The following is a 24,707-nucleotide window of genomic DNA, read 5'->3' on the forward strand; positions in this document are numbered from 1 at the left end:
TTCATTTTTGTTTGTTCGGAATTTTTTATACTTATTTTTTGTAGTATTGAAGCTCTTCTGAAACTTTTTTCAATAAGGTGTTTGCTCTCTCTACGATAGATTCTGGGAAGTCTTCGCCATCACCATATTCTACTCCATGAGGGTAATAATGTTTTCCGATTAGCGGTGGAAGTAATGTGACTACTGCACTTCTTTTATCAACATCGCCCTCTTTAGAGTGAGCCATAATACGAATGTAATATGTAACATTCTTTTCATTCGAACCAATTTTGTAATCATACGTTGCGCGCTCATAGTCCCACTGACCAGCACGAATAAATGCATGTTTTGCTGTAATATGGTCTAAAGATTGAATATCAATGACCGTATTTTCGATACCAGTGTTTTCTAGTTTCATCTATTTTTCACCTCATATATTAGTTCTACTTTTTTAAGCATAATACGAAAACGCTTCAGATGCAACGAAAAACCGATAGACGGATAAAAAATAAAGGTATACTATTATAAATAATAGGGTAAAGAGAATATATAGTAAATTTTTACATAGAATGTAGTAATTGTATATAGATGGGAGAATCAGTTATGCGTGTGATTCGTGGATTTTTAGCTATTACTATCTTAGCATTAGTCATTTTTGTTGTAATAGAACAAATTGATAACTCTCAAGAAGAAGTGATTACAGATGTAACCAATGTTGTAAAAGAAAGTAGTCATGTTCTCCAATCGAAAGTACAACCAGAGGAATCTCCATTGATTGAATTAGAAGGGGATATCTTTCAATGGATAGGAGAATCAGAAAACAAACTAAAAGAAGATTTGGGTGAACCAAACCGAGTCGACAAAAGTGCGTATGGCTATGAATGGCTCGTATATAATGGCTCAGAGAGTCAATATATTCAATTTGGTGTCGAAGAAGAGGAAATAATATCGGTTTATGCTACAGGTGATGATTTACAGATTGAACCTGTACAATCTGGGACAACATATGAGGAAGTTAACGATACGTTCAATTTTAATAATGAAATTAGTTATAATGAAGGGTTGTCTTCATACACTTTCCGACTAACGGAAGAAGACATGAAGACACGACCATTAGTAAAAGTGGATGATTCTGTATTTGTACAATTTTATTTTGATACATTTACTTCCTCTCTGTCATCTGTTCGAATATTAACTGCGAACACCTTATTATTACATCGGCCATATGAAATTGAGTATCGAGGAAATCTACCAGAACAACCAGAATTAACAGACGAACAATGGAATACAGTGCAGAAAGGCATGGAACAGCAGGTGTTTGATATTTCGAATGTCATTCGACATGTACATGAAAAAAGTCACTTAGAATGGGATGAGAACGTAAGTGAAGTCGCATACGAACATAGTAAAGATATGCATGATAATAATTATTTTTCTCATATTAGTTTAAATGGAGATGGACTAAAAGAAAGGTTAGAAGCTGGTGAAGTACTTTATGTATCTGCAGGTGAAAATATAGCAGCTCAGTATCCAGATGCAGCATCTGCAATGGAAGGTTGGTTAAATAGTGAAGGGCATCGTGAAGCTTTGTTAAGTGATGATTATAATCATTTGGGAGTAGGAGTTTATCGCTTTTACTATACACAAAATTTTTTAGGTAAAGCTTTATAAATAGTTCTTTTAAGAAGTGTATCCCTAATTTATTGAAAAAACTTTTTAGAATAACGTTGTCTTTGAAATCGAATGGTACATTGGATAATAATTCCAACGTATCATTCGATTTTTTGTTGGAAATTTTCTTCATTTTTTTGATATCCATTGCGAGAACAAATAGACACATATCAGTGAACTAGGCATAGGTTATAGTATGAATGAATGGGTAAGTGAGGTGATCAAAATGGGTAATCTAGATCCAAGTGTACAAGAGTTTAAAGACTTTGTTAATAAACATCCGAAGATCGTAAGAGAAATTAGGAAAAGCGGTCGTTCTTGGCAAGAGTATTATGAGAAATGGGCCTTGTTAGGAGAAAGTGATCCTTATTGGAATGAATTTACAGAAGCAGATACCACCGATAATCATAGCCAGCATAAATCTACTAATGAAAATGAAGAGAAAGATTTAATTAGCCAATTGATGAAATATACTCAAAAAATTGATGTAGATAAATTACAAGGACAAATTGATCAATTAAGTAAAGCGGTCGGTAGTGTTCAAGAAATGGTATCACAATTTAAAAGCACGGGTCCCAAAGAAAGTCCAAAAGATCCTTTCCACTGGATTAAAGACTAGAGGTGATGAAAAATGGACCCATCTGTACAAAAGTATTTAAAAGATAATCCTAAATTAGCAGAGTTTATTCGATATAATCCGATGTGGTATCGGTATTTAATGAGAGATCCAGCAAATATAGATAAAATGAAAAAAGAAGCAAAAAAATTTTACGGGAAAACATTTCCACAGCAAGTAAACACGATAAGTGGACAAATTCAAATGGCAAGGATGTTAGCGGAGATGGCGAAAGCGATGAAGGATTAGAAGTCATTCTATTTTCATTACATCAATAAAATGGTAGTATTAAAAGTGGAGGTGTAATGAATGATAGCTACGATGGAGTATGTCAATATTCTGGACGAATCCGAAAGATTAGGAAAGATGATTTTACAATCGGATATCATGCAGGATTACCAAACTACTCGTTCCATCATGGAAACGGATGATGAGGCACAGAAGTTGATTAGAGAATTCTCTGCAATGAAAGAGCATTACGATGATGTGCAGCGTTTTGGAAGATATCATCCCGATTACTATGACATCATGAAAAAAGTACGATCAACAAAAAGGGAAATGGATATGAATGATAAAGTAGCTGCATTCAAAATTGCAGAAAGAAATCTGCAAAAGCTTCTAGATGAAATTAGTAGTTTTGTTGCAAATAGTGTCAGCGAACAAGTGAAAGCTCCGAGAGACGGTGCAGCACTGACAGATAGTGGCTGTGGCTGTGGTAGCGGTGGTGCTTGTGGCTGTGCCTCCTAGACATATAAGGATTGGAGAAAGCTTCTTTAAAGAGAAGTTTTCCCCAGTCCATACATATAACTATTCAAAGGGGATAGATGAATGAGAGTGAACAGACAAGGAATCGTTGTCTGGTTTCAGCATATGAAAAACATAAAACAATTAAGAAAGCACGGTAATGTTATATATGCTTCTAAAACAAAGCGATATGCTGTGATTTATGTGAATCAGGACGAATTGGATGATGTAGAAATAAAAATAATAAATTACCCTTTCGTGTCTAAAGTGGAACGATCTCAAAAACCATTTGTCCGAACAGACTATGAAAATGCGAAACCAGATAAGGCAAAGCAATATGATTATAAAATGGGTATTTAATGATTTTGAATTATCCACTCAAGCTTTAGTGCTTAGTTTGTAAGAAGAAATTGAATATAGATAATAAAAAACCTGCAGAGATAACTCTGCAGGTCCCTCTGTTTTTCATATGAAAAACAAAAAGGCAAAGGGAGAGGAGAAACCGGAGGAAGAACTTATGGGGAAGTGTAAGTCTTCTTCCGTTTTACATCAACCAAACAATGTTTAGTTGAATCATTATGATATTATGGACATCGAAACGAATAATATACATTACTTATGAAAATGATTTTATTATTGATATTATTTATGGTAGGATAATGTCTGATAGTGGCAACTAATGAGGTGAAAGTATGCGAGTAATTGCAGGAATACATAAAGGAAGACAATTAAAGCCAGTACCTGGTCAACATACGAGACCGACAACTGACAAAGTTAAAGAAGCTATTTTTCAAGTGATCGGTCCTTTTTTTTCTGATGGACGAGTGTTGGACTTGTTTGCCGGAAGTGGCGGTTTAGGAATAGAAGCACTAAGTCGAGGTATGGATCAGGCCATTTTTGTTGATAAACATCCGAAGTCCATACATACTATTAGAGAAAATTTAAGGCAATTAAAGCTTGAAGATAGAGCAGAAGTATTTAGAACAGATGCTTTTCGAGCACTCAAAGCAGCAGCAAAGAGAGAACTATTATTTAATCTTGTTTTACTTGATCCACCGTATGGGAAGATAGATTACCTGGAACTAATGAATGAACTTGTCGATAATCACCTATTAGCGGATGATGCAATTGTCTATTGTGAACATGAAGATTCGCAGGATCTTCCTACCGAATATGGCCCATTCCAAGCAATAAAACAAGAAAACTATGGTGGACTAATTAATATCACCATTTATAAAGTTAATCGTGAAGGAGCGTAACTATGGGAAAGTTAGCAATATGTCCAGGAAGTTTTGATCCGATAACGAATGGACATTTAGATATCATCCAAAGGGGAGCAAATGTATTTGAGGAAGTAATTGTAACCGTTTTTAATAATCAATCAAAATCTCCGTTATTTTCAGTTGAAGAACGCATCGAGTTATTAAAGGAGTCAAGCAAACATATTCCGAATGTAACAGTTGATTCGTCTAGTCGATTATTAATGGATTATGCTAGAGAGAAGAAAGCACATGCGGTTATTCGTGGATTAAGGGCAGTAAGTGATTTCGAGTATGAGATGCAAATTACTTCTATGAACAGAAAATTAAATGAAGATATTGAAACATTGTTCATGATGACGAATAATCAATATTCTTTTTTGAGTTCAAGTATGGTGAAAGAAATAGCTAAATATGACGGAAATATAAGTGGTTTAGTACCTGAGCCGGTAGAAAAAGCATTAAAATCAAAATTTAATTATTTATAAGTGAATGACGAGTTGAACTTTAACTCGTCATTCTATTTTTTTCTTTTTTTATGGAGCAGAATACATGTTGCTATGAATATACTTATAATTGTAACCATCGGACCATAATCTTTCATCCAATAGAAGATAGACATCCAAATAGAACTATTTGGATCTAATTGAGAAACAGGAATTTCGTTTAAATTAATTGTTTTACGATCAAGATACAATGGTTGATATAGTATGATAGTCAAGATAACAGCAATACTTCCATGTAAAAGTCTGGCAAAGAAATATGGAGAGAAACGAATATCGGTTTTGGCAAGAATACTAGCAACTTGTGCATGAATAGATAGTCCGTTAAATCCTAATATAAAACTAACAATCACTGCTTTTTGTAATAGCGTGTCTGTAGTAACTTGAGAAATCATATTTGCACCTAGTGTAATTTCAAATAATCCAGAGATAAATGGCAGGCTAAGATCAACAGGTAAATGGAGTATTTGAAGTATGGATTGAAAAATAACTGCCACTGCTGGTGTTACATGAATTAAAAATAACAGTTTGATAAGAACAGAAAATAAGATGATGAATCCTCCAACCATAACTAGGGTCTTTATAGAGTTGATAACAGCATCTCCTAAAATTTCACCGAATGGCTTATCCTCTTTTAAACGATCTCGATGCATTTCTTGAAAAGCTTTTTTAAGTGAGAAGCGTTTAGTATCTTGCTTTCGAAATCGCTCTTGACGTGTACCATGGAATCTCATACAAATACCGACAATAGCATTACTCGTATAATGACAGACAGCCAATAAAAGTCCAAGTTTTAAGTCATGAAAAAAACCAGCTGATATAGCACCAAAGATAAATAAGGGGCTAGAATTATTCGTAAATGAAACTAACCTTTCAGCTTCTGTTTTACTTAATTGATTTTCTTCCCGTAATCTAGCTGTTATCTTTGCTCCTGTTGGATAACCACTTGCCATACCCATTATCCATCCGAAACTACCTGCTCCAGGTACATTAAACAAAGGACGCATGATTGGTTCGAATAAAACACCAATAAATTTTACAACTCCGAATGCCAATAGTAATTCTGCAGTAATAAAAAAGGGTAGCAATGATGGAAAAACAACTTCCCACCACATATTTAAGCCTCTAATTGCTGCTTCAAGTGCCTGATCAGGAAAAGCAATTAGTGATAGGGTGAGTAAGAGAGTAAGTCCAGAATAGACTAGAGTTTTCATTCTTTGATTCAATCGAATTTCCCCCTAAGTATGTGCTAGCTCTGTACAACTTATAATGTAAGTAGTAGAATTATGCTAGCTTGTCCTATTGAAAATGAGGCTAAGCTAAATAATGTATCTTAATACAATATACGCGACGACATAGGTGAAATATTCCATTCATATAATAGGATGGTGTATTAAGTGAAGTTAAAGGAGATGAAGGACTAGAATGCGGTTGTCCAAAAAGAATATTGCCATATTTATTGTTTTATTTATTGGAATTTATTTATTTGGTACATATAAAATGCCTTATTATATACAAAAGCCAGGTGGTGCAGATGCTTTAAATCCAATTGTGGAAGTTGAAGATGGTTTTGAAAGTACAGGAGATATGCATTTAGTAACCGTCAGTGGAATGCAAGCAACACCGTTGTTTTATATATTTGCCAAAATTATGCCTCATCAAGAAATTTTACCCATTGATCAAGTGTTTCCAGAAGGAATGAGCCAAGATGATTATATGCATGCGCAGTTACAGGTAATGGAAAGCTCTCAAGAAGCTGCTACTGTAGTTGCTTACGAAGCTGCTGGCGGGTCAATAGATATTTCCTATGAGGGAGTATACGTTGTTTCTGTTGTGGAGGATATGCCTGCGGAAGAGATATTACAAGCTGGAGATCGAATTATTGGCATTGATGGAAGAGATATAAAGGAATCCCAGGATTTAATTAATTATATTGATACTTTAACTGCTGGCGATACAGTAACTGTTGAAATCATAAGAGACGATGAAAATCTTTCAGAGGAGATTCAGTTACAACAGTTTTCTGATAACGATGAGAAAATAGGTTTAGGTATAAGTTTAGTAACGGATCGTGATGTAACTGTAGAGCCTAAAGTTAATTTTACAAGTGGGAATATTGGGGGACCAAGTGCTGGTTTAATGTTTTCTTTGGAAATTTATGATCAATTAACGGAAGAGGATATTACAAAAGGTAAACAAATAGGCGGTACAGGTGAAGTGGATTACGATGGAAATATCTATCGAATCGGTGGAATTGATAAAAAAGTGGTGGCATCGGATAAAGAAGGAGTAGATGTTTTCTTTGCTCCAAACGAAAACGGTTCGGAGGAATCTAATTATCAAGTTGCAGTTGATACTGCTGAAGAAATCGGCTCAACTATGGAAATTGTCCCAGTAGATACATTTGAAGATGCACTAGAGTATCTTCAACAGATGAATTAAATGCACAACAATAATATAATACAATAGCTAGTTGTAATTATTTTGACTGATTAAAAACGAACGAATAGGTGATGATGCATTCATCTAACAATCGTTCGTTTTTCAGTCTGATTCTTATAATTTATACGTGTGTAACGGAAGGTAATCACTGTACTTCAAAGCGATAAGGATAAATTGGGTAAGATAACCCGTAAATGTCCAGCTCTGTTCAGGTATGATTTAAATGATTATCGGAGGCTGTAATTCTTGTTTGAACATCCTTCTTTGTACATTAGCAGGAATAATACTGTAATATGCTTTTGTAGCTCGTTCTTCAATTGATAACATCGAATGATTCATATTAGCTAAACTAGTGATTATCGGTACATCAACATTCTTCTTATGGTGGTTAATATATTGTTGTCCTTGTTTATTCATAGCGAGTATACGAATATATGTTGGAGAGCAATCAACATAATCTTCATCTTTTTTTGTATTTGTAAGAATATGTATAAATATACGTTGTATTCTTGTCCATGTATAACGTTTGGTTTTAATTTTACGCATCCAATCTAAAAAAGATGTAGCGTCGTTTGCAGTTTGCTGAATTCGGAATTCTAATCCTTCAACAACTCCTTGAATATCTTGTAATTCTTTTATATTCATTGTTAAAACACGATAGCGAAGAAATGGGAAATACTTTTCAAAATCATGCCAAATAGATGTTTTTTCTTTGTAAGATTGTAGTTGCTCGAATGTCTCTATTGGAATTGCATTATGCACATCATTATCTATAGATTCTGATTGAAGCAACTGTTTGCGGATACTTGTCGCACTAGCTATACTGCCATTTATAGATTCATCATGAAAATCATTATTTTTTCTCTGAATCGTTAATGGTTTGATTGATGGTGCATATTCCTGGATAGCTTTAACATAACTAAAACCTAAAATATTATTTGGTTTTGATAAGTCCAAATTTCCTTTAGTTAGCCCTAAAGTTCCATAAGCAGCAGTTGCAGCATCAGGAAATGATAATCCCTCTGTTAAGTTGTGCTTTAACATTTTATCAAATGTCTGATTATTTTTCTTAATAGTTTTATGAGCAGTTAAAAAGGGGGATATGCTACCCGATTCACTTCCAAAACAGACGCTAGATACACCGAATTTATGTAATGTCTTAATTGCTCCGGAAGCAAAGCGATCACTATTTTGAACTGCAAAAGTATATGGCAATTCAATAATAATATCAGCTCCACCTTTAAGAGCAGCTTTTGCGCGATGAAATTTATCTATAATTGCGGGTTCTCCACGTTGAAGAAAGTTACCACTCATAATTGCAACAATACACGTTGACTGAGAAGCTTTTCTCGCTTGGCTAATATGATATTGATGTCCATTGTGGAACGGATTATATTCGACAATTACTCCACATGCGTCCATTTTTTTCACCCCTAATGTAATCAGTTAATGTTATTGTAGCAAATTTAACTATGTTTCACATCATATACTAGAGGTTAAACTAAAGTATAAAGGGAAGGATAACTGTAAAGAAAATATATTGACAAAAGTCCGTTTTTCTTTTAAAATAACTCTTGTTGCCTAGAGGTGATTTATATGAAATTGACAGTCAGTCAAATTAGAAAAGGTTCCGTTCATCAACCGTATTCTTTTGATGAACATGTAGATGTGAAAGAACTGGAATTAATGAATAACGACATTCGACGTATTGATCCTGTTCATGTTCATGGGCGTGTAGATGTACAAGGAGATCAATTCTTTGTAACATTTACCATCGAAGGAGAGATGATCCTTCCATGTGCTCGTACTTTATTAGATGTCCCATATCCTTTTCAAATTAACACAAATGAAGTGTTTTCTGATTCTGCTTACTATGGAAGAGAAGAAGAACTAGAAGAAATTCATCCAATAGATGGAGAAGTGCTTGACTTAATGCCATATATCAAGGAAAATATATTATTGGAAATTCCATTCCGAGTATTTTCTGATCAGGTAGATTCTGAAGAGGCAGCACCATCTGCTGGTGAAGGATGGGAATTAATTTCAGAGGAAAAGGAAGAGAAGTCTATTGATCCACGGATGAAGAAACTTGAATCTCTCCTTAAAAATAATCAGAAAGAAAAATAAGAATAGCTATTCAAGTTTTACTTTCATTTGAAGGAGGTGTAAGTCATGGCAGTACCTAAAAGAAGAACTTCCAAAAAAGTAAAGAACCAACGTCGTACGCATAAAAAACTACACGTACCTGGCATGGTAGAATGCTCCAATTGTGGAGAATTAACAAAACCACACCGTGTTTGCAAATCATGTGGACACTATGACGGGAAAGAAGTAGTAAATAGCTAATAGTGAACGAACAACAGATCACAATTTGTGATCTGTTTTATTTTTTCTAAGAAAACGATTCTAGCACCCCTATTTTTTGCATACATTGATAGCAAACATATTAGGAGGGGTGTTATGAACGAAACGAGACAAGATGCATGGACTGAGGATGAAGATAAAATACTTGCAGATACCGTTTTGAGGTTTATACGAGAAGGTCAAACACAACTTGAAGCTTTTAAGGAAGTAGCAAATACGTTATCACGTACATCTGCTGCTTGTGGTTTTCGTTGGAATGCAACCATTCGTAAACAGCATCATCAAGCCATTCAAAATGCGAAAGAACAACGAAAGAATGGATTTAAAAAACAAACCATCTTCGCTACTACTAGCCCAGGAGATTTTTCTCAATCACATACAATTGACACGGCGATAAAAATATTGGAAAGAATGCGTACTGAATATCCTCAAGAAAAGCAAAAAGAACAAGAGAAACTGTTAGAGCGAGTAATTAAAGAAAATGAACAACTCAAGTCAAAATTAGCAAAATATGATAGGGCTTGGGAAGAAGTGAATTCTGCATGGCTTCAGGTGAAGAATTGAATGTTTATAGAAGTATACTTACAAAAAAAGACATGAAGTTTTAACCCTTCATGTCCTTTTCTTTTACTCCTTCTGGTAACCATATTAACGGATTTTCTCCTAAATCTCTCTCCATTTCATAATGCGCTTTAATAAATCCCATTTTCTCCCAAAACCCATGTGAATTAATGCGTGGATTTGTTTTAATTGGTAATTCAAAGCTTTTTGCAAATTCCACTAAAACTTTTCCGTATCCTTTACCTTGATAATCAGGTAGAACTTCTAACTTCCACAATGTTAAATAGTCTTGGGATGGTTCAAAGTAATAATCATACGATTTGCTTACTTCATACAGGCTCATTCTAGCTATCAAGTTGTTCCCAAAATAAATACCATAAAATGGAGACTTACTATCATTTTCGATAATATTATTTTCTAAATCTTCCATCATAGTTAGTTCTTGATTACCATATTCACGAAACCGTTTAAACTTCTCCAAAGTCTTGTAATTTATTAGGAGATTTTCCACTTTAACATTTTCCATTCTGTTCTCCCCCTATTGAAACAAATAAAATAAATATTTATTAGAAAGATAACGCTTCCTATAAATTTAATTATAATACAAAAAAGATTATTTTGAAATTAAATATAACTTTTGATGTTCAGAAAAAGGAGCTAGTTATATAATGGAAAAAGGAACCAATAGTAAATGCGAATTCTTAACATAAATTTGTTTAATTGATATAAAGGGGGATATGATTATGAAGGATATTTTAATCTATACCTTTGCAACAGCGATTAGTTTTCCATTTATAGTAACAATAGGTATATATTGGATATCAAAATGGACAAGATCAAGTAATTGGAAGGCAATTCATGTAGCGGTTCATTGGTCCACTTTATTTTATATTATAGCGGTAAGTATTATATTAAATCTTTTATTACAACAATCATTTATTGGTTTTATTTTATTGTTCTTCTTAATCTTTTTAATGCTAATTATAATTTATCAAAGAAAAAAACAAACGGATGTAGAATTACTAAAAGCATTTAGAATTGTGTGGCGTGGAGCATTTTTATTGTTTTTTACATTATATTTTCTTTTAGGATGTATTTATATAGTAAATGGGGTTTGGGGAGGGTAACTATTTATCAATTGTATATTAATATATAAACAGATTAGTTTGATTAACGGATGTTTTTATGTACAATACTGATTGTACATAATTCGTAGAAGGAGAAATAGATTTATTATGAAGACTACTCCACTCTCTATACAAACAACAAATAAATTAGTGACACATTATAAAAACAATGATAAGTCTGTGATGAGATATTTTGATTACAGTTCTAATCAATATGAACAAAAACGATTAGAATACATAAATAATCGAACATATCAACGACAAAATTTTGTTGAAGCTGTTCATAAATTACATAAAAAATGGGGAGCTCCAGAAGCATCAATGGTACAACTAAATAAATTACTTGATGAACAAGCCGTTGCAGTAGTTGGAGGTCAACAAGCTGGTTTGTTAACAGGACCATTATATTCCATCCATAAAATTATATCCGTTATTCAGTTGGCAGAAGAACAAGAAAAGAAATTAGGAATTCCTGTAGTACCTATTTTCTGGATTGCTGGAGAAGATCATGATTTTGAAGAAATAAACCATACCTATGTACCAACAACAAATACGAAAATGAAAAAAATAAAACTACAGAATAAATCTATTGATGCAGGAAGAAAATCAGTATCGGATTTAGAATTTGAGAAAGATAAACTTCGTGAATGGATAGAGAATGTATTTCTTTCATTAAAAGAAACGGATTACACGCAAGACATATATTCTCTTGTACAAACAGTTTTATCTAATTCGAATTCTTATAGTGAATTCTTTGCTAAATTTATTTTTCAACTGTTTCCTAATCAAGGAATTATCTTGTTAGATTCACATGCTTCTGAAATCCGAGAGATTGAATCAGACTTTTTCCTAGAGATGATTCAACATCAACAGGAAATTAGTGCTTCAGTGAAAAGTACAATAGATAAGTTGAGAACAGAAGAGTATTCCATATCCTTAGATGCAACAGAGGATGACGCTCATCTATTTTATCACGATGAGCAACTAGGAAGAGTGTTATTACAGGTTGAAAAAGAGGGTGTTTGGGTTGATAAACAACATAATATAAGGTTAACTCTAGAAGAGCTTCAATCTATTGCAATAAATAGTCCGCATCTCTTGAGTAATAATGTTGTTACGCGACCAATGATGCAAGAAAAATTAATACCTACATTAGCGTTTGTAGGTGGACCGGGAGAAATAACATACTGGTCAGCATTAAAAGATGCATTTCATATACTAGAATTAGAAATGCCGCCTATTGTACCAAGAATTTCTTTTACTTATCTAGACCGTTATACGAGTAGACTTTTAGATAAGTATAACTTGGATTTACCTAAGATTTTAAATAGAGGAGTTAAAGAAGACAAGCAAAGGTTCTTAAATGAAAAAAATGATTATAATATTGACGAGGTAACCGAAGAGTTAAAAACTCAACTTAGTGATATCCATCAGCCTTTGAGAGATATAGCCGCTTCTTTGGGTGATGATATAAAAGCGTTGAGCGAGAGTAATTTGTCTTATCTCTTAAAAGATATTGAATTTTTAAGGAAACGTCTAAATAATGAAATTAAAAAAACCTATGCAATAGAGATAAGTGAATTTGACCGGCTGGAAATGATTCTAAGACCGAACAATGGATTACAAGAGCGAATTTGGAATCCGATATATGTTATGAATTGTTGTGGGGTAGATGTTTTCTCTAGATTGGTAAACAATCATTCCTTTGTTCATGAAGAACATTGGATGATCCATTTATAATCCCTCCACAATCCCCCACAAATAAATATATTGTATAGAAAAGCTGTCTAATCACTGATAAGACAGCTTTTTTATGTATGTTTTTATTCGATTGTTTTCTTGGCTAATGAAGAAATTTAATGATTTTTGATAAAAGTGGTGGAGGATAGTGGGGGAATGTGGTAATATAAAAAATATGAAAGTGGGGGGCGACTATATGTTTATGGGTGAATTCCTTCATAGCATTGATACAAAGGGAAGAATAATTGTTCCCTCCAAGTTCCGTGAAAATTTAGGGAACAGCTTTGTAGTCACCCGTGGACTAGATAAATGTCTTTTCGCCTACCCAATGGAAGAATGGAAGATTTTAGAAGATAAGTTAAAGCAACTCCCACTTACAAAGAAAGATGCACGAGCTTTTACTCGATTTTTCTTCTCAGGTGCCATTGAATGCGAAGTGGATAAACAGGGGAGAATAAATATTCCAGCAAATCTTCGTAGCTATGCAGGTCTTGAAAAAGAATGCAATGTTATCGGCGTATCTAATCGAGTGGAGATTTGGGCCAATGAAGCATGGGAAGATTATGTGGCGGAGTCTGAAGAATCATTTGCAGAAATTGCGGAAAACTTAATGGACTTTGATATTTAAAATTTCCAGTATAAGACAGAAGAATTAAAAGTGGGTGTTGATATGTTTGAGCATTACAGCGTATTAAAAGAAGAGTCGATTAAAGGACTAGCAATTAAGCCGGATGGAATTTATGTTGATTGTACAACTGGTGGTGGGGGACATTCTCTAGAAATTGCTTCTAGACTCAATGAGAATGGTCAGCTGTTCGCATTTGATCAAGATAAGGATGCGTTAGCTGCTGCGAGAGAAAGATTATCTACATATGCAGATAAAATTGTATTTGTGCAATCGAACTTTCGTGGATTAGAAGAACAGTTGAAAAAACATGGAATTGAACAAGTAGATGGTATTTTATTTGATTTAGGTGTTTCCTCGCCTCAATTGGATAGAGGAGAAAGAGGTTTCAGTTATAATCATGACGCTTTGTTAGATATGCGAATGGATCAATCACAGAATCTTTCTGCTTATGAAGTTGTCAATGAATGGCCATATGAACGTTTGGTTTCTATTTTCTTTTCATATGGGGAAGAGAAGTTTTCAAAACAAATCGCCAGAAAGATAGAAGCTTACCGTGTACAAAAAGAAATTAAAACTACACATCAATTAGTAGAAATAATAAAAGATGCTATACCAGCACCAGCTAGAAGAAAAGGGGGGCACCCTGCGAAACGCATATTTCAAGCATTGCGTATTGCTGTAAATGATGAGTTAGAGGTATTTAATAATGCCTTACATCAAGCAGCAAGGTTAACGGCGGTAAATGGCCGAATAGCTGTAATAACTTTCCACTCTTTAGAAGACCGAATATGTAAGCAAGCTTTTAAAAAATGGAGTACAGATAAACCTACACCTAGGCATTTACCAATAGTTCCTGAGTCGCATAAAGCACCATTTAAATTAGTGACAAGGAAACCTATCACAGCAGATACTTCCGAATTAGATGAAAACAGGAGATCACGTTCTGCGAAATTGAGAGTAATTGAAAAAGTAAATGAATGGGATCATGAATTTACGTATGAAGAAGGGTGGAGAAAATAATGAGTGTAAATCATGCACCGAAGTGGGAAACAAATACGCAGTATCATCCGGAAACACAGCCGAAAACCGTTGTTAAAAAAGTTAAACGAACAAGATGGATCACAAAAGGTGAAAAAGTGATTTACGCATTTGCAGGTGTTTTAATGCTCGCTTTTGCGGTTTATATGGTTTCGTTTTCTTCTTCAACGGATACCTTAAATCGTGAATTACAACAAATCGAACAAAGTGTAAACCAACAGAAGATTGCGAATGAAGGATTGAGTTTTGAAAAAGAAGAATTATCCCGCCCGGAACGTATTATTAACATTGCTGAAGAGAACGGTCTAAAAATTCAAAACACAGAAGTGAAACAAGTACAATCGTTCAACAACTAGGCAAGGGGAATACAAGATGAAAAAACATAGAACGACACATTTTATGTCTAGTATATATATGATCATTTTTGTAGCATTATTTTTAATAATTACAGGAAGATTCATGTATATTCAAGCGACTGGTGAAGTAAGTGGAGTGTCATTAGATGAATGGGCTGATAAACAACGAACTGCATCTTATACCATGAATTCAGAGAGAGGTAAGATTTATGATAAGAATGGTATGGTCCTTGCCTACGACCGCCCGACTTATCGAATGTACGCTATCCTAGATGAAGCTTATTCCGAAAATGCCGAGGAGCCATTGCATGTTTCAAACGCACAAGAAACCGCTGAGAAACTGGCTCCTCTTTTAGACGTTGAGGAGGAAGAGATACAAAAACCTTTACAAAACGGAATAGATAATAATCGATTTCAGGTAGAGTTTGGACAGATAGGCAAACAAATTTCCAAACAAACGAAAGATGAAATTGAAGATTTGAATATTCCGGGTATTAAATTTGAAGAAGAACCGATGCGCTATTATCCTAATGGAATGTTTGCATCCCATATTATCGGATTTGCACGGGAAGAAGAAAAGGAAACTGATGAAGGTATTGAGCATAACATAACAGGAGTTACTGGAATGGAAGATGTCATGAATGACATTTTAGGTGGGAAAGATGGTTATATTTCCTATCAAAGAGATATTTATAATAAAAAATTATTGGATCCTAGCGAAGTTATTCAACTACCAGAAGATGGAGACGATATTTATTTAACGATAGATCAAAAGATACAAACATTACTTGAAGATGTGATGACACAAGCAGATGAGAAGTATAATCCGACTAAAATGAATGCGATTATAATGGATCCTAAATCAGGAGAAATAGTTGCAATGAGTTCTCGGCCAAGTTATGACCCGAATAATCCAACTGATGTAGAAAATTGGTACAATGATCCAATATCTACACCGTTCGAACCAGGTTCTACCATGAAAATATTCACATGGGCAGCAGCAATCGAAGAAGGAGTATATAATGGCTCTGAAGGATTTAAATCAGGAACATACCAACCGAATGAAAAAATAAGACCAATAGGTGACCATAATAATGGTGAAGGATGGGGAACGATTTCTTATGATGAAGGATTTGAGCGTTCTTCGAATGTAGCAGCTTCGAAATTATTATGGGAAAAATTAGATACAGAATCATACTATGAATATCTTCAAGCATTTGGTTTTGAAGAACCAACTGGAATTGACCTTCCTGGGGAAGCTGTCGGAAAGATATCGTATAATTGGCCATCGGATAAACTACGTACAGCCTTTGGACAAAGTTCAACAGTAACCCCTATACAGCAAATGAAAGCAGCGTCTGCAATTGTTAATGGTGGAAAAATGGTTAAACCATACGTAGTAGATAAAGTAGTAGATTCATCATCAGGAGATACAATTTCAGAAACAGAACAAGAATATGTAGGTCAGCCTATATCTGAAGAAACAGCAGAGCAGATGAAGGAATTAATGTCATCTGTGGTAAATGGTGAACACGGAACAGGAAAACCATATCAATTAGAAGATTATATGGTTGGAGGTAAAACTGGTACTGCAGAGATTCCAAATCCTAATGGAGGTGGATATCTTCAAGGGAAAGAAAATTATGTGTTTTCTTTCCTAGGAATGGCGCCAATAGACGACCCTCAATTAATGGTTTATGTGTCTATCCAACAACCAGAATTAGAGCCGGATGAGTCTGGTTCAACACCACTCTCGTTTATATTTAAAAATGTAGTAGAGAATAGCTTGCATTACATGGATATTAATCCTGAAAAGAATGAAGCTCCAGATATAAATCAAATGGAGATGCCAGAGGTTGTTAATGAATCGACTTCCGAAGTGGAAAATGAAATGTCAGAAATCGGATTAAATACGGTTGTGATTGGGGAAGGTTCTAAAATACTCGCTAGTAGTATTGAAGCTGGATCATCCGTTCTTCCTAATGAAAAAGTTATTTTGGTAACAGATGAGCCCACTATGCCAGACATAAAAGGATGGTCTCTTCGTGAAGTAATGATTTTAGCTAATTTATTAGATTTACAAGTAGAAAGTTTTGGTTCAGGATATGTTACAACTCAAAATATCGATGTTGGAAATCCGTTGCGATCTGGAGATTATCTAGGAGTTGAATTAGAAGAGCCAAACTCTACTAGTGAAAATGAAGAACCTCAAGAAGAGGAAAATGAAGAAGAAACGGGAGAAGGCGAATCTGAGTAAACGATTGTAGGACAAACAGTGTTCTATTCAAAATTCTTTATTCATATAGTGGATACAAAGTAGCCTAAGAAGGAGTTGGCTTATGAAACGTGTATCTACTGTAACGATAAAGAAAAGAATAGTCACTGTTTTTCTTTTGGGAGCATTGATTATAGCGGTTATTATTGGTCGCTTAGCTTATGTACAATTTGTTCTCGGTGATGATTTAGCTGGACAAGCAAATGAATTATGGACAAGAGATATTACTTTTGCAGCGGAACGGGGGTATATACTTGATTCAGAAGGGGAGGTTTTGGCGGAGAATGTCACAGCCCCGACGGTGATAGTAATGCCAAGGCAAATAACAAATCCAGAACAAACAGCCACACAACTTGCAAAGATATTAGATGTACCTCAAGATCGTGTATTGGAAACAATCACCAAAAATACATCGAGTGTAATGATACGTCCAGAAGGTATTAAAATAACAGACAAACAAGAAAAAGCGATTCGTGAATTAGATTTATCTGGAGTTTATTTAGCGAAAGACTCGAAACGATATTATCCAAATGGCGATGATTTATCTCACGTACTAGGTTTTACTGGTATTGATAACCAAGGGCTAATGGGATTGGAATTGTCTTACGATGAAAAGTTAAAAGGGGAAAATGGCAGTCTATCACTTTATTCAGACGCGAAAGGAAGAAAATTAGATGATTTAGCAGATGAATATAATCCTCCTGTAGATGGGTTGAATTTACAGACTACTATTAATACTAAAGTGCAAACAATTATTGAGAGAGAGCTCGATAAAGCCACAATAAAATACAATCCGGATGGAGCATTAGCTATTGCGGTGAACCCGAAGACGGGTGGCATATTAGGAATGTCATCGAGACCAAATTTTGATCCGGAAAACTACCAAGATGTTGATGCTTCTATTTTTGGAAGAAACTTGCCAATTTGGAGCACTTATGAGCCTGGATCCACATTTAAAATTATTACATTAGCAGCAGCGTTGGAAGAAGGAGCTGTTGATTTAGAAGAAGATCGTTTTCATGATGATGGGGATATTGAAGTTGGTGGAGCTACGATTCATTGTTGGAAAAAAGGTGGACATGGCGACCAAAGTTATTTAGAAGTGGTACAAAACTCATGTAACCCAGGTTTTGTTAATCTTGGTCAAAGACTGGGGACAGAAAAATTATTTTCTTATATTGATGCTTTTGGATTTGGTAAGAAAACAGGAATAGACCTACAAGGAGAAGGAAACGGGATATTATTTCAACCTGAGAATGTAGGTCCTGTTGAGTTAGCGACTACGTCATTTGGACAAGGTGTTTCTGTTACACCGATTCAACAAGTAATGGCGGTGGCAGCTGCAGTTAATGGAGGATACTTATATAAGCCATATATTGCGGATGAATGGATAGATCCAGTGAATGGAGAAACTGTGGAAAAGTTTGAGCCACAATTACAAAATCGAGTTATTTCTAAGGATACTTCAGAAGAAATAAGATATGCATTGGAGAGCGTCGTCGCGCAAGGAACAGGACGTCCCGCATATGTTGATGGTTACCGAGTAGGTGGGAAAACTGGTACAGCCCAAAAGGTTGGCCCAAGTGGAGGTTATATGGAAAATAACTATATTGTCTCATTTATTGGTTTCGCTCCAGCAGATGATCCTGAAATTGTAGTATATGTGGCAGTTGATAATCCAAAAAATACCGTTCAATTTGGAGGTGTGGTAGCTGCTCCAATTGTAGGTACAATTATTGGTGATAGTTTGAGAGCAATGGAAGTTGAGCCTCGTACAGATGGATTAGCAAAGGAATATTCTTGGCCAGATCAACCGAAAGTAGAAGTTCCAGATTTGGTTGGAGAGTCTACACAAAAATTACCAGAGTATCTCGTTGATTTAAGTGTGGTTACTAGTGGAGAGGGAGATACGATTATAGAACAATCTCCGAAACCAGGTACCATGTTAGAATCTGGTTCCACTGTAAGAATCTATTTAAGTGATGAAAATGAATAATGAAAATCATCGTTAAACAAGAAAAAATTTGCTATAATAGGAAGGTCAATCGAAATGAAACAGGGGTATTTACATCCTCTCCCTATTAAAAAAATTGAAAATACCTAAATAGTATTAATTAGAAAAAAGGTGTATATGATGGAATTAAAAAAATTACTAGAAAGTCTTACATTTTATAATGTGAATGGTGAAGTGGAAAATTGTGAAATAACTTCACTAGAAATGGATTCGAGAAAAGTAACTAGCGGAAGTGCATTTGTATGTATTACAGGATTTACTGTAGATGGACATGATTATGTAGATCAAGCGGTGAAAAAAGGAGCATCTGCAGTTTTTACTAGTAAACCTCTAACGAAAGATTATGAGGTTCCAATCATTCAAGTGGAAGATACCAATAGAGCGTTAGCGATGCTTGCAGTGAAGTATTATGATTACCCAACAAAACATTTTCCACTTATTGGTGTAACCGGAACAAACGGAAAAACAACCGTTACTTATTTGTTAGATAAGATTTTTGAGTATCATCAAAAAAAAGCTGGAGTAATTGGGACAATTCAAGTGAAAATTGGGGAAGAAACTTTCCCTATTGTAAATACAACTCCAAACGCACTTGAACTACAAAAAACGTTTCATATGATGCGTGAAAAAGATGTAAAACAAGGTATAATGGAAGTTTCCTCTCACGCTCTAGATATGGGAAGAGTGTATGGGTGCGATTATGATATTGCAGTATTTACTAATCTATCACAAGACCATTTAGATTATCATCAAGATATCCAAGATTATTTACGTGCGAAGAGTTTGTTGTTTGCTCAACTTGGTAATGGTTATAATGGTGAAAAGGAAAAATATGCAATCATTAATGATGACGATTCATCAAGTCATTTATTAAAAAGAAGCACTGCACAACATGTAATAACATATAGCTGTAAAAAAGAAGCGACTATTATGGCAAAAGATATTGAACTCACAGCATCTGGTATTCGTTTTAAATTACATTCTCCTCTAGGTGAAATTGCGATTCAAAGTAGATTAATGGGAATGTTTAATGTTTATAATATGCTAGCGGCAAGTGCGGCAGCTATCGCATCGAAAGTTCCTTTGAAAGTAATTCAAGAAGCATTAGAGTCAATTGAGGGAGTTAATGGAAGATTTGAACCAATTGCAGAAGGACAAGATTATTCTGTAATAGTTGATTTTGCACATACGCCAGATTCTTTAGAAAACGTCCTACAGACAATAAAGGACTTTGCTAAACGAAATGTCTATGTGGTCGTTGGATGTGGTGGAGATCGAGACCGTAAGAAAAGACCACTGATGGCTGAAGTGGCTTTGAATTATGCTGATCATGCGGTGTTCACTTCGGATAATCCGCGTACAGAAGATCCTCAAGCGATTTTAGATGATATGACTGCTGAACTTGATTCAACAAGTGGTAGTTATGAAGTTGTGGTAGATCGAAAAGAAGGAATTGCTAAAGCAATTCAATCTGCTCAAAAAGATGATATTATTTTAATCGCTGGAAAAGGTCATGAGACATATCAAATTATTGGTCATACAAAATATGATTTCGATGATAGAGATGTTGCAAGGAATGCAATTAAGCAGAAAGGGGTGTAGACACCTTGTTATTCACAGCAAAGTGGTTGGCGGAATTATTTCCTAAGCATCAGGGGGAAATAAATACAACTATTTCTATCGAAGAAGTAACTCGAGATACGAGACAACCAAGTTCAAACGCCCTATATATACCTATTGTTGGAGAAAGATTTGATGGACATGATTTCATTTTTGAAGCAATCAGAAATGGTGCCGTCGCAACATTATGGGATAAGTCCATTAATTTACCAGAAGAATGGGACGATTCTTTTCCTGTATTTTTTGTAGATGATACTATTTTAGCTATTCAGCAGCTAGCTAAGTCCTATCGTCAACGTGTCAATCCTATTGTAATTGGTGTCACTGGTTCTAATGGTAAGACTACAACCAAAGATTTAATTACATCAGTGGTAAAAACAAGTTATAAAACAGCAGCTACACAAGGTAACTTAAATAACCATATAGGATTGCCGCTTACTATTTTATCGATGCAATCCGACACTCAGGCACTTGTCCTTGAGATGGGGATGAGTCAGTTTGGAGAAATTAAGTTATTAAGTAACATCGCGGAGCCGGATTACACGGTTATTACGAATATTGGCGAGTCCCATATTGAAAATTTAGGTTCTCGTCAAGGTATTGCAAAAGCAAAATTGGAAATAATTGAAGGAATGAAGTCAAAAGGTAAATTATTTATTGACGATGACGAACCTTTATTATCTAAAGAAAATATAGGTATCGATCATTCTCAAATAACCGGGATTGGTTTTACCAAACAAAGTGATATTTTTGTATCCAATGTAAAAGTGCATCCTAATCGAACTTCATTTCAAATAGCGGATGAGGCTTATTACGTTAATTTGCTTGGTAAACACCATGCAAAAAATGCAGCATTCGCTTACTCAATTGGAAAAGCATTGAATATTTCACATGAGAAGATGCAAATAGCTTTAAATAAGCTTGAAGTTACTGGAATGCGTTTTGAATTAAAACGTGGAAAAAATGGTGTCCATATCATAAATGATGCATATAATGCCTCTGCCACTTCCATGAAAGCGTCCATTCAAGTAGTAAAAGAAATGGAAGGTTTTCAAAGTAAGATATTAGTGTTGGGAGATATATTGGAATTAGGTACATATTCAGAACACTATCATCGTTCGGTTGTCGAGGTTATTGATCCCAGGATTTCAGAAATTTATACTTACGGAGAGCAAGCTTTTTATATTTATGATGAAATTGTTAAGCAACACCCTGAAGTAAATGTACATTATATAAAACAAAGAGAAGATGTCGTTCCCTTGTTACGTAAGCATTTAAATAATAAAACATTAATATTATTTAAAGCATCTCGAGGGATGAAATTTGAAATGTTTATTGAAGAATTACAGCAGTAATCGAACATCTAGTTACTTAGTTGGACGGTTTAATACGTGAGGAGGAAATGAAGTGGACTTAACTGGATTATTAATTACAATAGTTGTAGCATTTCTCATTACCGTTCTTCTATCTCCTATTTTTATACCATTTTTAAGAAGATTAAATTTTGGACAAAGCATTAGAGAAGAAGGACCACAGTCACATAAGAAAAAGACAGGGACACCTACGATGGGTGGACTGATGATTATATTTAGTATAATCATTACGTCACTTATAATGGCGAGTAGAATGGATGAAGGAATTAGTTACCAGGTATGGTTGTTAATTTTTGTGTTATTTGGGTACGGTTTATTAGGCTTCTTGGATGATTTTATAAAAGTTGCAATGAAAAGAAATCTTGGACTTACTTCTAAACAAAAATTACTTGGTCAAATAGTAATTGCACTTGTCTTTTATTTTATATTAAGAAATCAAGGGTTTTCGACGGTCATTTATGTCCCAGGGACTGAACTACAATTTGATATAGGTTGGTTTTATGCCGTATTAGTTATTTTTATGATGGTCGGAGCTTCCAATGCAGTAAACTTAACAGATGGATTAGATGGGTTATTAGCGGGAACCGCCGCTATTGCATTTGGAGCATTTGCTATCATTGCTTGGTATGGAACACCTGATCATGTAGTAGCTGTCTTTTCTTTAGCAGTAGTAGGAGCATTGCTTGGATTTTTAGTTTTCAATGCACATCCAGCAAAAGTATTTATGGGTGATACAGGCTCACTAGCCCTTGGGGGGGCAATTGCTGCCATTTCTATCTTATTGAAATTAGAAATTTTACTGATTATTATAGGCGGAGTTTTTGTAATTGAGACATTGTCAGTTATTATTCAAGTTATCTCATTTAAAACAACTGGTAAACGTGTATTCAAAATGAGCCCCTTACATCACCACTATGAACTATTAGGATGGTCAGAGTGGCGTGTAGTTACCACTTTTTGGTTAGTTGGTTTATTGTTTGCCATGCTCGGTGTTTATATTGAGGTGGGAATGTAATGAATGTACTTACAAATTTTCCTTATCAACATGTACTTGTATTAGGATTAGCTAAAAGTGGTACAGCAGCAGCAACTGTTTTATTGGAAAATCATATACAAGTTACAATTAATGATGGAATGGCAACATTAGAAGATTCATCCGTACAGAAATTACAAACAATGGGAGCGGAATTAGTATTAGGATCGCATCCACTTTCTGTGCTTGATGAAAAAGATATCATCGTGAAAAATCCTGGTATTCGTTATGATAATGTAATTGTAGAAGAAGCCGAGCGACGAGGGATACCAGTTATATCGGAGGTTGAACTAGTTCATTACTTAACAAATCAGCCTGTAATTGGGATAACCGGATCAAATGGAAAAACTACTACGACAACATTAATTACAGAAATGCTTCGCCAAAGTAATGTTTCTGTAAAGGTGGCAGGAAATATTGGAGTAGTTGCAACAGAAGTAGCTTCTTCATTACAACCTGAAGAAAAGATGGTTATGGAACTATCTTCTTTTCAGTTACAAGGGACGAATCAATTACAATTTTCAACTGCTGTCCTTTTAAATTTATTCGAAGCACATTTAGATTATCATGGTTCCTTTGATAATTACGTCCAAGCAAAATGTAATATATTTAAAAATCAAAACGAACATGATTATTTAATTTATAATGCAGATGATGATAATGTTTCTGCTGTAGTTAAAACCGCAAGAGCGACAAAAGTACCGTTTTCTAGTTCTCGTCCATTTACTGATGGCGCATGGATGGATGATGAGTTTCTGTATTTTAAGGATGAGAAAATCATTGCTATTCGAGAAATTGTACTTGTAGGTAAACATAATATGGAAAACATTTTAGCTGCAATTGCTACTGCAAAATTAAATGGTGCTTCTAATGAAGGGATTTATCAAGTGTTAACAACATTTTCAGGAGTAAAGCATCGGTTAGAGTTTGTTGGTGTAATAAATGGGCGTTATATTTATAACGATTCAAAAGCGACAAATATATTAGCTACCAAAAAAGCGTTAGCAGCTTTTAACAAGAATGTTGTATTACTGGCCGGGGGATTAGACAGAGGAAATACATTTGAAGAATTAATTCCTTATTTACATCATGTGAAAGCAATGGTCGTATTTGGCGAGACAGCAAATAAACTTAAAGATGCTGGTGTTGCTGCAAACGTACCAGTTATTGAGAAAGCATTTGATGTTCAACAAGCTGTAGAGGTAGCATTTCCTCTAACGGATGAACAGGATACCTTACTGTTGTCTCCAGCTTGTGCAAGTTGGGATCAGTACAAAACTTTTGAAGAAAGAGGAGACATGTTTATACAAGCCGTGCATAGACTGAAGTAAGGGGCTTGTACACATGAATTTCCGATTAATGTT

The 24,707-nt window shown here is 34.7% G+C and carries 26 protein-coding genes; 22 read left to right on the top strand and 4 right to left on the bottom strand.

Annotation, left to right across the window (positions count from 1 at the left end):
• Positions 1-31: 31 nt before the first annotated feature.
• Positions 32-397: a YugN family protein gene (locus C794_RS07735; protein ID WP_017796562.1), complete on the bottom strand. Its 366-nt coding sequence runs from the start codon at positions 395-397 to the stop codon at positions 32-34.
• A gap of 185 nt (positions 398-582) precedes the next feature.
• Between C794_RS07735 and C794_RS07740 the strand changes: the two genes are divergently transcribed.
• The 7 genes from C794_RS07740 (at position 583) to coaD (ending at position 4,757) form a co-directional block, all read left to right on the top strand.
• Complete coding sequence (locus C794_RS07740) at positions 583-1,650, top strand: CAP domain-containing protein (RefSeq protein WP_017796563.1); 1,068 nt, start codon at positions 583-585, stop codon at positions 1,648-1,650.
• Between the two features lie 226 nt (positions 1,651-1,876).
• The gene (gene ylbD, locus C794_RS07745; RefSeq protein ID WP_017796564.1) at positions 1,877-2,269 is read left to right on the top strand and encodes a YlbD family protein; all 393 of its coding nucleotides are present in this window, start codon (positions 1,877-1,879) and stop codon (positions 2,267-2,269) included.
• Between the two features lie 12 nt (positions 2,270-2,281).
• Complete coding sequence (locus tag C794_RS07750; RefSeq protein WP_017796565.1) at positions 2,282-2,515, top strand: YlbE-like family protein; 234 nt, start codon at positions 2,282-2,284, stop codon at positions 2,513-2,515.
• A gap of 60 nt (positions 2,516-2,575) precedes the next feature.
• A complete protein-coding gene (locus C794_RS07755; protein WP_017796566.1) occupies positions 2,576-3,013 on the top strand; it encodes a YlbF/YmcA family competence regulator in 438 nt (145 codons plus the stop codon).
• Between the two features lie 81 nt (positions 3,014-3,094).
• A complete protein-coding gene (locus tag C794_RS07760; protein WP_017796567.1) occupies positions 3,095-3,370 on the top strand; it encodes a YlbG family protein in 276 nt (91 codons plus the stop codon).
• A gap of 332 nt (positions 3,371-3,702) precedes the next feature.
• Positions 3,703-4,269 carry a 16S rRNA (guanine(966)-N(2))-methyltransferase RsmD gene (rsmD, locus tag C794_RS07765; RefSeq protein ID WP_017796568.1) on the top strand — a complete coding sequence of 189 codons (567 nt, stop codon included), beginning with the start codon at positions 3,703-3,705 and terminating at the stop codon, positions 4,267-4,269.
• 2 nt (positions 4,270-4,271) lie between these two features.
• Complete coding sequence (gene coaD / locus C794_RS07770; protein ID WP_017796569.1) at positions 4,272-4,757, top strand: pantetheine-phosphate adenylyltransferase; 486 nt, start codon at positions 4,272-4,274, stop codon at positions 4,755-4,757.
• Between the two features lie 32 nt (positions 4,758-4,789).
• Here the strand turns inward: coaD and ylbJ are convergent, their stop codons facing one another.
• A complete protein-coding gene (gene ylbJ / locus C794_RS07775) occupies positions 4,790-5,998 on the bottom strand; it encodes a sporulation integral membrane protein YlbJ (protein WP_017796570.1) in 1,209 nt (402 codons plus the stop codon).
• Positions 5,999-6,197: 199 nt separating this feature from the next.
• Between ylbJ and C794_RS07780 the strand changes: the two genes are divergently transcribed.
• Complete coding sequence (locus C794_RS07780; protein WP_017796571.1) at positions 6,198-7,214, top strand: SepM family pheromone-processing serine protease; 1,017 nt, start codon at positions 6,198-6,200, stop codon at positions 7,212-7,214.
• A 219-nt stretch (positions 7,215-7,433) separates the two neighbouring features.
• On the opposite strand, the gene C794_RS07785 is transcribed toward C794_RS07780, so the two are convergent.
• Positions 7,434-8,636 carry a nucleotidyltransferase gene (locus C794_RS07785; RefSeq protein WP_017796572.1) on the bottom strand — a complete coding sequence of 401 codons (1,203 nt, stop codon included), beginning with the start codon at positions 8,634-8,636 and terminating at the stop codon, positions 7,434-7,436.
• A gap of 174 nt (positions 8,637-8,810) precedes the next feature.
• Between C794_RS07785 and C794_RS07790 the strand changes: the two genes are divergently transcribed.
• The 3 genes from C794_RS07790 to C794_RS07800 all read left to right on the top strand — a co-directional run bounded on the left by C794_RS07790 (position 8,811) and on the right by C794_RS07800 (position 10,142).
• Positions 8,811-9,341 carry a YceD family protein gene (locus C794_RS07790; RefSeq protein ID WP_017796573.1) on the top strand — a complete coding sequence of 177 codons (531 nt, stop codon included), beginning with the start codon at positions 8,811-8,813 and terminating at the stop codon, positions 9,339-9,341.
• A 45-nt stretch (positions 9,342-9,386) separates the two neighbouring features.
• Positions 9,387-9,560, top strand: coding sequence for a 50S ribosomal protein L32 (gene rpmF / locus C794_RS07795; RefSeq protein WP_017796574.1), 174 nt, complete (start codon positions 9,387-9,389; stop codon positions 9,558-9,560).
• Between the two features lie 114 nt (positions 9,561-9,674).
• Entirely contained in the window at positions 9,675-10,142 is a 468-nt protein-coding gene (locus tag C794_RS07800) for an RsfA family transcriptional regulator (protein WP_017796575.1), read from the top strand.
• Between the two features lie 40 nt (positions 10,143-10,182).
• Here the strand turns inward: C794_RS07800 and C794_RS07805 are convergent, their stop codons facing one another.
• Positions 10,183-10,665 (bottom strand): N-acetyltransferase, encoded by a 483-nt coding sequence (locus C794_RS07805; RefSeq protein WP_017796576.1) that lies wholly within the window; start codon positions 10,663-10,665, stop codon positions 10,183-10,185.
• Between the two features lie 217 nt (positions 10,666-10,882).
• On the opposite strand from C794_RS07805, the gene C794_RS07810 reads away from it, so the two are divergent.
• From C794_RS07810 to murD, 11 genes are all read left to right on the top strand, one after another.
• A complete protein-coding gene (locus C794_RS07810; RefSeq protein ID WP_017796577.1) occupies positions 10,883-11,266 on the top strand; it encodes a DUF3397 family protein in 384 nt (127 codons plus the stop codon).
• Positions 11,267-11,374: 108 nt separating this feature from the next.
• Positions 11,375-13,006 (top strand): bacillithiol biosynthesis cysteine-adding enzyme BshC, encoded by a 1,632-nt coding sequence (bshC, locus tag C794_RS07815; protein WP_017796578.1) that lies wholly within the window; start codon positions 11,375-11,377, stop codon positions 13,004-13,006.
• A 196-nt stretch (positions 13,007-13,202) separates the two neighbouring features.
• Positions 13,203-13,634, top strand: coding sequence for a division/cell wall cluster transcriptional repressor MraZ (mraZ, locus tag C794_RS07820; RefSeq protein WP_017796579.1), 432 nt, complete (start codon positions 13,203-13,205; stop codon positions 13,632-13,634).
• Positions 13,635-13,676: 42 nt separating this feature from the next.
• Positions 13,677-14,654 carry a 16S rRNA (cytosine(1402)-N(4))-methyltransferase RsmH gene (gene rsmH, locus C794_RS07825; protein WP_026133758.1) on the top strand — a complete coding sequence of 326 codons (978 nt, stop codon included), beginning with the start codon at positions 13,677-13,679 and terminating at the stop codon, positions 14,652-14,654.
• On the top strand, positions 14,654-15,028 hold the full coding sequence (gene ftsL / locus C794_RS07830) for a cell division protein FtsL (protein WP_017796581.1): 375 nt from the start codon (positions 14,654-14,656) through the stop codon (positions 15,026-15,028). The genes rsmH and ftsL overlap by 1 nt, the downstream gene beginning before the upstream one ends.
• Positions 15,029-15,044: 16 nt before the next feature.
• Positions 15,045-17,285: a penicillin-binding protein gene (locus C794_RS07835; RefSeq protein ID WP_017796582.1), complete on the top strand. Its 2,241-nt coding sequence runs from the start codon at positions 15,045-15,047 to the stop codon at positions 17,283-17,285.
• A gap of 82 nt (positions 17,286-17,367) precedes the next feature.
• Positions 17,368-19,299, top strand: a complete 1,932-nt coding sequence (locus C794_RS07840; protein WP_017796583.1) for a stage V sporulation protein D — start codon at positions 17,368-17,370, stop codon at positions 19,297-19,299.
• Positions 19,300-19,437: 138 nt separating this feature from the next.
• Complete coding sequence (locus tag C794_RS07845; RefSeq protein WP_017796584.1) at positions 19,438-20,919, top strand: UDP-N-acetylmuramoyl-L-alanyl-D-glutamate--2,6-diaminopimelate ligase; 1,482 nt, start codon at positions 19,438-19,440, stop codon at positions 20,917-20,919.
• A 5-nt stretch (positions 20,920-20,924) separates the two neighbouring features.
• Positions 20,925-22,292: a UDP-N-acetylmuramoyl-tripeptide--D-alanyl-D-alanine ligase gene (locus C794_RS07850; protein WP_017796585.1), complete on the top strand. Its 1,368-nt coding sequence runs from the start codon at positions 20,925-20,927 to the stop codon at positions 22,290-22,292.
• Positions 22,293-22,344: 52 nt separating this feature from the next.
• Positions 22,345-23,325 carry a phospho-N-acetylmuramoyl-pentapeptide-transferase gene (gene mraY / locus C794_RS07855; RefSeq protein WP_017796586.1) on the top strand — a complete coding sequence of 327 codons (981 nt, stop codon included), beginning with the start codon at positions 22,345-22,347 and terminating at the stop codon, positions 23,323-23,325.
• Positions 23,325-24,674 carry a UDP-N-acetylmuramoyl-L-alanine--D-glutamate ligase gene (gene murD, locus C794_RS07860; protein ID WP_017796587.1) on the top strand — a complete coding sequence of 450 codons (1,350 nt, stop codon included), beginning with the start codon at positions 23,325-23,327 and terminating at the stop codon, positions 24,672-24,674. The genes mraY and murD overlap by 1 nt, the downstream gene beginning before the upstream one ends.
• Positions 24,675-24,707: the final 33 nt, after the last annotated feature.

This window comes from Oceanobacillus kimchii X50, from assembly GCF_000340475.1.
GTDB classification, from domain to species: Bacteria; Bacillota; Bacilli; order Bacillales; family Amphibacillaceae; genus Oceanobacillus; species Oceanobacillus kimchii.